The organism is Streptomyces sp. GL_148 (assembly GCF_057834205.1).
Genome location: NZ_CM174396.1, coordinates 6,628,970 through 6,640,454, shown reverse-complemented (window position 1 = coordinate 6,640,454; position 11,485 = coordinate 6,628,970). Strand labels below are relative to the sequence as shown.

11 protein-coding genes are annotated in these 11,485 nt (G+C 72.7%); 5 read left to right on the top strand and 6 right to left on the bottom strand.

Features of this window, described 5'->3' with window-relative positions:
- Window positions 1-29: 29 nt before the first annotated feature.
- From AC3IYI_RS30270 to AC3IYI_RS30260, 3 genes are read left to right on the top strand one after another with little or no spacing between them, the layout of a single operon-like run.
- Entirely contained in the window at window positions 30-1,643 is a 1,614-nt protein-coding gene (locus tag AC3IYI_RS30270; protein ID WP_489406651.1) for an amidohydrolase, read from the top strand.
- Window positions 1,640-1,870 carry a hypothetical protein gene (locus AC3IYI_RS30265; RefSeq protein WP_489406650.1) on the top strand — a complete coding sequence of 77 codons (231 nt, stop codon included), beginning with the start codon at window positions 1,640-1,642 and terminating at the stop codon, window positions 1,868-1,870. The genes AC3IYI_RS30270 and AC3IYI_RS30265 overlap by 4 nt, the downstream gene beginning before the upstream one ends.
- A complete protein-coding gene (locus AC3IYI_RS30260; protein WP_489406649.1) occupies window positions 1,867-2,592 on the top strand; it encodes a 4'-phosphopantetheinyl transferase family protein in 726 nt (241 codons plus the stop codon). Before AC3IYI_RS30265 ends, AC3IYI_RS30260 begins: the two co-directional genes overlap by 4 nt.
- A gap of 103 nt (window positions 2,593-2,695) precedes the next feature.
- Here AC3IYI_RS30260 and AC3IYI_RS30255 read toward each other — a convergent pair whose 3' ends face one another.
- Window positions 2,696-3,922 (bottom strand): IS110 family RNA-guided transposase, encoded by a 1,227-nt coding sequence (locus AC3IYI_RS30255; protein ID WP_489406648.1) that lies wholly within the window; start codon window positions 3,920-3,922, stop codon window positions 2,696-2,698.
- A gap of 479 nt (window positions 3,923-4,401) precedes the next feature.
- Here AC3IYI_RS30255 and AC3IYI_RS30250 point away from each other — a divergent pair, with 479 nt between their 5' ends.
- Window positions 4,402-4,935 (top strand): GNAT family N-acetyltransferase, encoded by a 534-nt coding sequence (locus AC3IYI_RS30250; RefSeq protein WP_489406647.1) that lies wholly within the window; start codon window positions 4,402-4,404, stop codon window positions 4,933-4,935.
- Between the two features lie 109 nt (window positions 4,936-5,044).
- Here AC3IYI_RS30250 and AC3IYI_RS30245 read toward each other — a convergent pair whose 3' ends face one another.
- From AC3IYI_RS30245 to AC3IYI_RS30225, 5 genes are all read right to left on the bottom strand, one after another.
- Window positions 5,045-6,178 (bottom strand): acetylornithine transaminase, encoded by a 1,134-nt coding sequence (locus tag AC3IYI_RS30245; RefSeq protein WP_489411733.1) that lies wholly within the window; start codon window positions 6,176-6,178, stop codon window positions 5,045-5,047.
- Window positions 6,179-6,231: 53 nt separating this feature from the next.
- On the bottom strand, window positions 6,232-7,152 hold the full coding sequence (gene argB / locus AC3IYI_RS30240; RefSeq protein WP_489406646.1) for an acetylglutamate kinase: 921 nt from the start codon (window positions 7,150-7,152) through the stop codon (window positions 6,232-6,234).
- A gap of 11 nt (window positions 7,153-7,163) precedes the next feature.
- Window positions 7,164-8,315, bottom strand: coding sequence for a bifunctional glutamate N-acetyltransferase/amino-acid acetyltransferase ArgJ (gene argJ, locus AC3IYI_RS30235; RefSeq protein WP_489406645.1), 1,152 nt, complete (start codon window positions 8,313-8,315; stop codon window positions 7,164-7,166).
- Window positions 8,312-9,361 (bottom strand): N-acetyl-gamma-glutamyl-phosphate reductase, encoded by a 1,050-nt coding sequence (gene argC / locus AC3IYI_RS30230; protein WP_489406644.1) that lies wholly within the window; start codon window positions 9,359-9,361, stop codon window positions 8,312-8,314. The genes argJ and argC overlap by 4 nt, the downstream gene beginning before the upstream one ends.
- Window positions 9,362-9,927: 566 nt before the next feature.
- Complete coding sequence (locus tag AC3IYI_RS30225) at window positions 9,928-10,140, bottom strand: MbtH family protein (RefSeq protein WP_489406643.1); 213 nt, start codon at window positions 10,138-10,140, stop codon at window positions 9,928-9,930.
- A gap of 193 nt (window positions 10,141-10,333) precedes the next feature.
- Here AC3IYI_RS30225 and AC3IYI_RS30220 point away from each other — a divergent pair, with 193 nt between their 5' ends.
- A complete protein-coding gene (locus AC3IYI_RS30220; RefSeq protein WP_489406642.1) occupies window positions 10,334-11,449 on the top strand; it encodes an alpha/beta hydrolase-fold protein in 1,116 nt (371 codons plus the stop codon).
- The last annotated feature ends 36 nt before the right edge of the window (window positions 11,450-11,485 follow it).

The window sequence follows — 11,485 nt, the reverse complement described above, 5'->3', positions numbered from 1 at the left end:
CGTTGCCGCCAGGGGGAGTTGGACTGCCCGTGCTGTGCTCGAGGCTGACCAACGCGAACATCATCACCATGGATCCGGACCGTCCCGTCGCCCACACGCTGGGGATCTGGCGGGGGCGGATCGTGGGGCTTGACGAGGATGTCGCCTCGCTGGCGGCCCGGGAGGTCGTCGATCTGCAGGGTGCCACCGTGCTGCCCGGGTTCATCGACAGCCATGTGCATCTGGCTTGGGCCGGGTTGAAGCAGAGCACCCCGAGCGTTGCCCCGTGCGAGCGGGTCGAGGACGTGCTGGCGGTGGTGGCGGAGGCGGTTTCCCGGGTGGCGGGTGCGGGTGCGGGTGCGGGTGCGGGTGCGGGTGGGGACGGTGCCTGGGTTGATGTGATGGGGTATGACCAGCGGGCTCTGGGGCGGCATCTGACCGCCGGCGAGCTGGATACGGTCAGCCGTGGGCGCAAGGTGTTCCTGATGCACGATTCGGGGCACGGGTGCGTCGTGAACAGTGCGGTGCTGGGGCTGTTGCCCGCCGGTGTTCCGCACCAGGACGGGTTTCTGGCCGAGGGGGCCATGACCGCCGCGCGGCGGCTCCGGCTGCCGTACGCGCAGGGCGAGATCGCCGATGCCGTCGAGCGCGCGGCCCGGACCTGCCTCGCCGAGGGCGTGACCGCCGTCGCCGAGGCGGGCATCGGGGGCGGGTTGCTCGGCCACAGCCCCGTGGAACTCGGTGCGTACCAGCTGCTGCGGGACCAGGGGAGGCTGCCCCTGCGGGTGCACCTCAAGCCCGCCGGGGATGCGCTGCGGCCGCGCGGGGCGCACCGGGGGGACGGGATCCCCCGCGCCCTGGACCTGGGCATGCGCACCGGGTTCGGCGACGACTGGCTGTCGCTGGGCGCGCTCAAGATCTACACCGACGGCGGGATGATGGCCCGTACCGCCGCGCTCACGGCCCCGTACGCGGGCACGGACGACACCGGTCAGCTCCAGGACGATCCCGAACGCCTCACCCGGCTCATCGTGGACGGCCACCTCGGCGGCTGGCAGCTCGCCGTGCACGCCATCGGGGACCGCGCCGCCGACCTCGCGCTCGACGCGCTGGAGGAGGCGCAGCGGCTGCGGCCCCGGCCGGACGCGCGGCACCGGATCGAGCACGCCGGGCTGATCCGCCCCGACCAGCTCCCGCGCTTCGCGCGCCTGGGCGTCAGCGCGGTCGTCCAGCCGTCCTTCCTCTACTCCTTCGGGGACGACTACGCGGACGTGATGGGTGAGGAGCGAGCCCCCTGGATGTACCGGGGGCGCGGGTTCCTGGACCACGGGGTGACGCTCGTGGGGAGTTCCGACCGGCCCGTCACGGACGGGGCTCCGCTCCGGGCGATCCAGTTCATGGTCGAGCGCACCTCCGCCTCCGTGCGGCCGGTCGGGCCGGACGAGGCGGTCACCGTCGAGGAGGCGCTGCGCGCGTACACGGTCGCCGGTGCATATGCCTGCCGGTGGGAGGAAGCCGCCGGCAGCCTCACCCCGGGCAAGCGCGCCGACCTGGTCGTCCTGGGGGACGACCCGCGGCACGTCGATGCCTCCCGGATCGCCGACATCGAGGTCGTGGCGACATTTGTCGACGGAAACGAAGCGACGGACGAAGGAAAGCTGTGAGCAGTCAAGTGAACGTCCTGGAACGGCTCTCCCAGCTGTGGGAGGCACCCGAGATGCCGCCGCGCTGGGTGATCTGGCACGCGGGTGCGGGCGACTCCTTCGTCTTCGACCGGGAGTTCAACATGCCCGTCGACGTGGACGACGCGCTCCTCGGGGAGGTCCTCGGACGGATGCGCGAGGTCGGAGCCCCGGAGGGCGACACCTACCCCGGCCGCCCGTGCGGATGACGGACTCAGCGGACCGCACCCCCGCCGTCGGCGCCTCGGCGCAGCAGCCCTGGCTCACCTCCCCCGGACCGGGGCTGTGGGCCGTGCGCGTGAGCCTGTACGCGGATGGTGCGCGGGAGTTGGAGGGGATGCTCGACGGCGCCGAGCGGGCCCGCCTCCAGGGGATCAGGCGCGCCGGCGACCGTGACCAGTACCGGGTTGCCCACGTGGTGCTGCGCCAGTTGCTGGGCGAGCGCCTCGGCCAGGACCCGGCGCAGGTGCGCTTCTTCCGCGAGCCGTGCCCCGGTTGCGGCGCGCCGCACGGCCGGCCTGCCGTGCCCGGCCTGCCGCTGCACTTCTCGCTGTCTCACGCGGGGGACGCCGTACTGGTGGCCCTCGCGGACAGTCCGGTCGGAGTCGACGTCGAGCAGGAACCGGCTCCCGCTCTGGCCTCCCAAGTGGCCTCAGAACTGGCGGAGGTCCTCCATCCGGCCGAGCGCACCGAGCTGTCGGCGCTGCCGGCCGACGAGCTCCCGTCCGCGGTGGCCCGCTGCTGGTCCCGGAAGGAGGCCTACCTCAAGGGGGTGGGCATCGGCCTCGGCGGGAATCCGGCCCTGACGTACGTGGGCACCGGCGCCGCCCCCTCGGCTCCGCCGGGATGGGCCGTCGACGACGTGCCCGCCCTTCCCGGCTACATGGCGGCACGCGCCGTCCGTACGGACCGACTTGGCTCCACTAGCTAGGTAAGGCTAACTTTACCTCGATCGTTCCGCCGGGAGGCCTCCGTCTCCGCACCCGCGCCCGCACACGGCGGAACCGAGGAAGACATCTCACGGAGCTAAGCCGTCAAGCCACTGCTGCCAGAGAGGAGGGAAACGCCTGATGCTCGTCGAACAGCGCCATGTGTTTGAGGCAGTGGAAGAGCTGGCCGAGCATACGGTTGAACAAGTGCCGTTGAGCTTGGGCGTGCCAGTCCCCGACTTCTCGTCGGTGGCGGTAGTGGGCGTCTGCTCCAGGCGACGCCCGCAAGGAGGAGAACGCCCAGAGGTAGCCGGCGTGGTGGAGCCGGTTGTTCTTGATCATGCGGCGTCCGACGTGGTGCTTCTTGCCGGAGGCACGCGTGATGGGTGCCGATCCCGCGTAGGCCTTCAGCGAGCGAGCATCGGCGAAGCGGGTTCGGTCGTCTCCGATCTCGGCGAGCACCCGGGCGCCGGTCTGCGGCCCAAGGCCGGGGAAGCTGAGCAGAATCTCAGAGTCCGGGTGCTGGCGAAAAGAGGCCTCGGCCGCCTCGGCGAGCTCGTCAGCAGCGATGCAGACGGCGTCGAGCTGTCGCAGCAGGGCGAGCATCTGCTTGCCCAGGGCGTCCTCGACGAGCGGCGGCTGATGGGCGAAGTCACCTCGGAACACCTCGCGGAGGCGTTCTGCTTCGACGTCGATACCGCGGGTGCGGCCAGCTCGTTTGAGGGCGGACCGCAGTTGGGCCCGGGACAGGCTCGCGGCCTTGGACGGAGTCGAGGCCAGTGCCAGCAGGGCACGAGCTTCGGGCCGGCAGAGGCCGTTCTGCCAGACGGCGAAGGCCTCCAGGGCGGCGGGGTAGTACTCGCGGAGCAGGGACCGGAGCTGGTTGGAGATCTGCTGGCGGTTCCAGGTCGCATCCTGCTGGGCCCGCGCGAGGACCGCGATTGCCTTGGCGAGGTCGCTGTCGTTGGGCAGAGGCCGGTGCATGGGCATGTCGGTGCGAAGGATGTTCGCCAGGACCAGGGCGTCGCCCGGGTCGGATTTCTTGCGCGAGACGCCGTGCCGGTCCCGGTATCGGGCCGCGGCCATCGGGTTGACGGCGAACACCTGCCGCCTGCCCTGCCGCAGAGCGGCGGCCAAAAGGCCCCGACTGGTCTCGATCGCCACCGGAATCGGATCTTCCTCGGTGTCGCCGTAGTCGGCGAACAGGTCCAGGAGCAGCTGATAGCCAGCCACGTCGTCCGTGATGCGGCGCTTGGCCAGCAGCTCTCCGATGTCGTTCACCAAGGCCACATCGTGGTGATTTTCGGCCCAGTCGATCCCGCAGTAGATCACTCTCTTCCTCCCCTTATTGCAGGCATCTGTGCTGGTAGCGAGCACATGCGGGCCACGCGGCGACCTAATTCAAGGACTCGACCTCTCCGGTCGGTCCGCCATCTCACAAGCCGTTCGTGGCACCAGCGCACCACACGGGCCTCGGCCTACCTAAGAGCTCAACGGCTCGGGGCTTGCAAGAGGTCACCGCACGACGGGCTCGCACCACGAACATCAACGAACCAACCCAGTGGTGGGTGATGACAACCACGGAGACGCCGGGCGCCGCCACTCTCACTTGAGGCCTTCAGCGGCCAGGGGAGCACAAGGCGTACGCCCGGCGCCCGCGAGGTCATCACCACCCTCACGGGATCTGCCTGCCGTTCTTCCTCAAGGCCTCACAGGCCCGGAACGTCTCAGGCATGGCAAAACCCGCCATCGAACAGCCCGGACAGGCAACCCGCCTGATTCGGAACCGCTACGAAGGAATTAGGAACACCTTGACCACGGCCACGCTGCCCCCTGCCGCCGCGCACGCCACCCTGTCGCCCCGCACCCCCGCCCCCGCCCCCCGGTGGCGCGAGCTCCCCGACTTCACGGTGCGCCCGGCGCGCCGGGACGACGGCCCGGCGCTCGCCGCCCTCTCCCGGCCGTTCGTCCACGCGGGGGCGCTCCGCGAACGCCCGCTCTCCCTCTACCTCTCCCGGGCGTCGGACTTCCTCGTCGCGCAAGCACCCGACGGAACCCTCGAAGGCTGCCTCGGTCTGCGCGAACACCCCGCCGCCGGCGTGCTGTACAACTTCTGCGTCGCGGCCCACCGGCAGGGCTCGGGCATGGGCGCCCGCCTGCTGCAGGCGGCGTTCGCCAGGGCCCGCAACCGCTCCTTGACCACGCTGTTCACGGCGACGACCGGCAGCGGCCGCCTGTTCCTCCTCCACGGGTTCCTCCCCGCCTGCCCGACCCTCGCGCCGGCCGACTGGGCCCGGTCCCTGGACCCCGGCCGGGGCGCACGCGTCCTGTCCCGCGCCCTGTAGACGGCGAGACGGCGAGACGGCGAGACGGCGAGACGGCGAAGGGCGGGTCCCCCGAGGGACCCGCCCCGAGCCGCAACCGGCGTACGGGGAACCGCCGTTCGGCCAGGCCCTACGAGGCGTCGAGGATCGCGGGCAGCGCCGCCAGCAGGTCATCGGCCCGTTCCCGCGGCAGCGTCAGGGCGGGAGCCAGCCGTACGACGCCCGCGCCCGCCGCGTTCACGAGGAACCCGGCGTCCTGCGCGGCCCGCTGGACCCGCGCGGCGACCGGCTCGGTCAGGGCGATGCCCAGGAGCAGACCGGCGCCCCGCACTTCGCGGACCAGGGGGTGTTCCAGTGCCTCGATGCCGAGCCTCAGCCGCTCCCCCACCCGCTCGGCGTGGGCGAGCAGCCCTTCCTTCTCGATGGTGTCCAGGACCGCGAGCCCGGCCGCGCACGCCACCGGGTTGCCGCCGAAGGTGGAGCCGTGCTGACCGGGGGTCAGCAGCTCGGCGGCGGCGCCGAAGGCGACCGTGGCGCCGATCGGCAGGCCGCCGCCCAGCCCCTTGGCCAGGGTGATCACGTCCGGCTCCGCGCCCGGCTCCGCCTGATGCGCGAACCAGTGGCCGGTGCGGCCGATCCCGGTCTGCACCTCGTCCAGTACGAGCAGGGTGCCCGTGGCGCGGGTGATCTCGCGGGCCGCCCGCAGGTAGCCCTCGGGCGGCAGGACGACTCCGGCCTCGCCCTGCAGGGGTTCGAGTACGACCGCCGCCGTGTGCTCGGTGACGGCCGCGCGGAGCGCCTCCGTGTCCCCGTAGGGAACGTGCGTGACCTCGCCGGGCAGGGGCAGGAAGGGGGCGCGCTTGGGCGGCTGGCCGGTGAGGGCCAGCGCCCCCATGGTGCGCCCGTGGAATCCGCCCTCCGAGGCGACCAGGTGCGGGCGCCCGGTCCGGCGGGCGATCTTGAAGGCGGCCTCGACCGCCTCCGCACCCGAGTTGGCGAAGAACACCCGGCCGGGCCTGTCCAGCAGGGCCAGCAGCCGTTCCGCGAGCGCGACGGCCGGCTCCGAGACGAACAGGTTCGACACGTGGCCGAGCCGGGCGACCTGGTCCTGGACGGCCGAGACCAGGGCCGGGTGGGCGTGCCCGAGGGCGTTGACGGCGATCCCGCCGGTGAAGTCCGTGTACGCGCGGCCGTCTTCGTCCCAGACCGTGCTGCCCTCGCCCCTGACCAGGGCCAGCGCGGGGGTGCCGTAGGTGTCCATCATCACCGCGCGCCAGCGGTCGGCGAGCGGTGTGGTCGTCGTCGTGCTGTCGGCGGTCACGCGCCGTCTCCCTTGCCGCCGGACCCCTCGGGGCCGGGCTTCTCGTCCGGCACCACCGTGGTGCCCGGTCCGTCCTCGGTGAAGACTCCGCGCAACAGCGCGTGCGGCACCCGGCCGTCGATGACCTGCGCCTTGGCGACGCCTGCCCGTACGGCGCGCAGGCAGCCCTCCATCTTGGGGAGCATGCCGCTCGCGAGCTCCGGCAGCAGGGCGTCCAGCTCGCCGGCCGTGAGGCGGTCGATCACCTCGGTGCTGTGCGGCCAGTCCGCGTACAGCCCCTCGACGTCGGTCATCACCACCAGCCGGTCGGCCCCGAGGGCCACGGCCAGGGCCGAGGCCGCCAGGTCGGCGTTGACGTTGTACACCTCGCCGTCCTCGCCGCGCGCGACGGGCGAGACCACGGGGATGCGGCCCTGCTCCAGCAGCCCGGCGATCGTCCCGGCGTCCACGTCCACGATGTCGCCGACCAGGCCGATGTCCACCGGCAGGCCGTCGACCCAGGCCGGGCGGCGTACGGCGGTCATCGTGTGGGCGTCCTCGCCCGACAGGCCAACGGCGAACGGCCCGTGGGCGTTGATCGCCCCGACCAGCTCGCGCTGGACCTTGCCGGTGAGCACCATGCGCACCACGTCCATCGTCTCCGGCGTCGTCACCCGCATCCCGGCCTCGAAGCGCACCTCCAGGCCGAGCCGGTCGAGCAGCGCGCTGATCTGCGGACCGCCGCCGTGGACGACGACGGGCCGCAGGCCCGCGTGCCACAGCTCCACGACGTCCTGGGCGAACGTCCGGTGCGTGGAGGGGTCCACCATGGCGTTGCCGCCGAACTTGACGACGACCGTCCGGCCTTGGAGCTGCTCCAGCCAGGGCAGGTCCCGGGGGGCCGGCACGGTGACCGACAAGGCATCCTGCGTCGTCATCTCGGCCCCGTTCAAGAGCTGTAGGCGCTGTTCTCGTGCACGTACTCGGCCGTCAGGTCGTTGGTCCAGATGACGGCGGAGAAGTCACCGGAGCGCAGGTCCACGGTGATGGTGATCCGGCGGCCGGACAGGTCGACCTTGTCCCGCGGCTCTCCCTCGGCGCCGTCCCGGCACACCCAGACGCCGTTGATCGCCACGTCCAGCCGGTCCGCGTCGAAGGCCGCCGAGGTGGTGCCGATCGCGGACAGCACCCGGCCCCAGTTCGGGTCCTCGCCGTGCAGCGCGCACTTGAGGAGGTTGTTGCGGGCCACCGAACGGCCCACCTCCACGGCGTCCGCCTCCGAGGCCGCGCCGACGACGGCCACCTCGATCTCCTTGGACGCGCCCTCGGCGTCCGCCACCAACTGCAGCGCCAGGTCCCGGCACACGGCGTGCACGGCGGCGGTGAGCTCCGCGGGTCCGGGCGTGATGGCCGAGCTGCCCGAGGCGAGCAGCAGCACGGTGTCGTTGGTGGACATGCAGCCGTCCGAGTCCACCCGGTCGAAGGTGGTGCGCACCGCCTCGCGCAGCGCCGCGTCGAGTGCGCCGGCGCTCGCGTCGGCGTCCGTGGTCAGGACGACCAGCATGGTGGCGAGTCCCGGGGCGAGCATCCCGGCGCCCTTCGCCATGCCCCCCACCGTCCAGCCGGGGCCGGCGGCCACCGCCGTCTTGTGCACGGAGTCCGTCGTCTTGATCGCGACGGCCGCCTCCTCACCGCCCTCGGGCGACAGCCGGTCCGCGGCGGCGGTGATGCCGGCCGTCACCCGGTCCATCGGCAGCCGGACGCCGATCAGTCCGGTAGAGCAGACCGCGACCTCGTCGGCGGCGGCCTCCACGACCCCCGCGGTGCGCTCCGCCATCGCCTGCGCGTCCTCGGCGCCACCGGGACCCGTACAGGCGTTCGCGCCACCGGAGTTGAGGACGACGGCGGAGATCTGCCCGTCGGCGAGCACGCGGCGGGACCAGCGTACGGGCGCGGCCTGCACGCGGTTCGAGGTGAAGACACCGGCGGCGGCGCGCGACGGCCCCCGGTTCACCACCAGGGCCAGGTCCGGGTCACCGGACTCCTTGATGCCGGCGCGCACGGCGCCTGCGAGGAATCCCCGGGCTGCGGTCACACTCAAGGAGCCACTCCATTCATGGGCAGGCCCAGCCGTTCCGGCAGGCCGAGGGCTATGTTCATGCTCTGCACCGCGCCACCGGCGGTGCCCTTCGTCAGGTTGTCGATGGCGCTCACGCAGATCAGCCTGCGGGCGTCCGGGTCCACGGCGATCTGCACCTGGACGGTGTTCGAGCCGAGGACCGCGGCGGTGGTGGGCCACCGGCCGGGCGGCAGCAGCCGTACGAACGGCTGGTCGGCGTACGCGGCTTCGAACACGGCGCGCACCTCGCCCTCCGAGGGGATCCCGGAGGTGGTGCCCGCGGCCGGGCGCAGCCGGGCCGAGCAGGTGGCGAGGATGCCCCGGGGCATGGGGGCCAGGGTGGGCGTGAAGGAGACCGTCACGTGCTCGCCGGCCGCGCGGGACAGGTTCTGGGTGATCTCCGGGGTGTGCCGGTGCCCGCCGCCGACTCCGTACGGGCTCATGGAGCCCATCGCTTCGGCGGCGAGGAGGTGCGTCTTGAGCGCGCGTCCGGCGCCGGAGGTTCCGCTGGCGGCGACGATGACGGCCTCCGGCTCGACCAGGTGTGCCGCGTGGGCGGGGAACAGGGCGAGGGTGACCGCCGTGGGGTAGCAGCCCGGTACGGCGATCCGGGTGGCGCCCTTCAACTCCGCGCGGGCTCCAGGCAGTTCCGGCAGGCCGTAGGGCCAGGTGCCGGCGTGGGCGCTGCCGTAGAACCGCTCCCAGGCGGCCGCGTCCCGCAGTCGGAAGTCGGCGCCGCAGTCCACCACCAGCGTGCTGGGCTCCAACTGCTGCGCCAGGGCGGCGGATCGGCCGTGGGGCAGGGCGAGGAACAGCACGTTGTGGCCGCGCAGGGCGGCGGCGGAGGTGTCCAGGAGGATCCGGTCGGCGAACTCCGGAAGCTGTGGCTGTACGGACCCCAGCGGACTCCCCGCACTGCTGTGCGCGGTCAGCGCGCCGATCTCGACGGCGGGGTGCGAGCTCAGCAGGCGGAGCAGCTCCCCGCCCGCGTAGCCGCTGGCACCGGCCACCGCGACCCGTACGGTCATGTTCTTCCGCTCTCTCTCGGTTCGTGTGCGCACCGTCGGCGCAGGGCGACGCCGTGGTGTGGGCGTGGGCGGGATGCGCTCAGGCATCCTTGCGCACGTTTCGGGACCCTCCGCCGAGCAGCAGCTCGCGGAGCAGGGTCCCGGTCGTGCACACCACCGCGCTGCGGGCGGCCCGGCGCAGGGCGCTCCGTGCTCCTCGGCGGGGAAGTCGGCGTCGGCGTCGGCGAATACGAAGAGCTGGACGTCGTTCGCGGCTGGGCGGCCGGCTCGGCGGTGAAGACGATCGGAATCCCCAGTGCCGCGCCGAGGGCCCGAAGAGCCGCAATGTTCTCCACGAGTTCCACTAGTTCCACGACCGGGGACCCGTCCGCCGGGAGCTCCCCCGCGAAGCGGTTCCGGCGCGGCCCCACCCAAGCCCTGCATAGTTAGCTTAGCCTAACCTAATGCATCTGACCCCGGTCGCGCGGCCCACCACGAAGCAGCCCCGGACGCGCCGCGAGCGCGGCACGTCCGGGGCCGTACACCGGCTCCCCGCAGGGGCGTTCATCCATCCAGGGCCGTCCCGGTCAGGCTTCGACGGTCGCCGCGAGGGAACGCGGGCGCAGGTCGGTCCAGTTCGACTCGATGAACTCCAGGCACGCGTCACGGGTGGACTCGGCGAAGGCGACCGCCCACCCCCCGGGAGCCTCCGCGAAGGAGGGCCAGAGGGAGTGCTGACCCTCGTCGTTCACCAGGACCAGGAAGCGGCCGTCGGCATCGTCGAACGGATTGGTGCTCATACTGGGGTTCCTCCAGGAGCCCTCTGGGACCGGCGGGTGGCCTCGGCGTGCGGCGCGCGGCGCGCGCAGTCCGACAGCGGGCGCCGCGCCCGTGGGGAAGGTCGATCGAGAATGAAGAGAGCCATTTACTTAGGTTAGGCTCGCCTAATTATAGAGCTTAACGTTTCCCCTTCCCCCTCACAAGGAGGCACCGATGCGTGCACTCGAACGGAGCCTGGCCGAGGACGGCTCGGAGAGCCCCTTCGCCGCGTTCGGCTTGCCCGCCGCGCCCGGCACCGATGAGTTCTGGGCGACCGCGGCTCCCGCGTCCGCGCCTTCCGGCGACGGCGGTTGGGTCACCCTGTTCCTGTGGCGCGGCACCCCGACGGTCATCGACTTCGAGAGCTGGTCGGATCCGGTCGCGCTGCTCCGGTGGCGCGACACGGACTGCTGGTACGCCGAGGTGCGCATGCCCGCGCGGCTCCGAGTGACCTACCGGTTCCTCACGGATGACGGATCGTCGTACCCCGATCCGCTCAACCCCCTCCGGGCCGGCGCCGACCGGTCCATCGTCGCCACCCCGGACGCTCCGCCCCAGCCGTACTGGCCCGCCGTGGGCGCCGACGACGTCCTGCCCCTGCCGCGCACCCGGATCCGCTGGGCGAGCGAACGGCTCGGCGGGAAGCGCACCGTACGGGTCCACCCGGTGGGCGGCGGCGGACCTGTGGTCCTGCTGCTGGACGGGGACGACTGGCTGTACCTCCACCCGGCCATGACCGCTTTCGACGCGGCCTTCGAGGCCGGTGACATGCCCCCGGCCACGCTGGTGTTCCTTCCCACCAAGGACCGGCAGGCGGAGTTCGGTTGCCGGCCCGAGCTGTGGGAGGCGGTACGGGACGAACTGCTGCCGCTGGTCGCCGACAGCGGGGTGCCCGCGGACCTCGGCCGGCTGGTGGTCGCCGGGCAGAGCCTCGGCGGTCTGAGCGCGCTGTACGCGGCGACGGAGTTCCCGGAGCTGGTGTCCCGGGTCGCCTGCCAGTCGGGGTCGTTCTGGTGGACGCCGGAGGCCGCGGACCTGCCGGACCCCCTGGGCGGTCCGCGCGGCGGCGCCATCGCCGCGCGCCTGCGCGAGCGCCCCGCCCCGTCCGGGCTGCGGATCGCCTTCGACCTGGGCGAGCACGAGACGCGCATGCTCCCCCACTGCGAACTGGTCGAAGCCCTGACCGAGCAGGCCGGTGCGACCGTACGGGTCTCCAGGTCGCCGTCGGGCCACGACCGGGCGGGCTGGCGGCAGGCCCTGCTGCGGGATGTCGCCTGGGCGCTGGCCTGATCCCGTGCGGGCCTGAGGGCCTGACGGCCTGACGGC

Coding starts and splice junctions, on each gene's coding strand:
- AC3IYI_RS30225 (WP_489406643.1), bottom strand. CDS start 10,140: ATGAGCACCAATCCGTTCGACGATGCCGACGGCCGCTTCCTGGTCCTG.
- AC3IYI_RS30260 (WP_489406649.1), top strand. CDS start 1,867: ATGACGGACTCAGCGGACCGCACCCCCGCCGTCGGCGCCTCGGCGCAG.
- argB (WP_489406646.1), bottom strand. CDS start 7,152: ATGACGACGCAGGATGCCTTGTCGGTCACCGTGCCGGCCCCCCGGGAC.
- AC3IYI_RS30245 (WP_489411733.1), bottom strand. CDS start 6,178: ATGATGGACACCTACGGCACCCCCGCGCTGGCCCTGGTCAGGGGCGAG.
- AC3IYI_RS30220 (WP_489406642.1), top strand. CDS start 10,334: ATGCGTGCACTCGAACGGAGCCTGGCCGAGGACGGCTCGGAGAGCCCC.
- argC (WP_489406644.1), bottom strand. CDS start 9,361: ATGACCGTACGGGTCGCGGTGGCCGGTGCCAGCGGCTACGCGGGCGGG.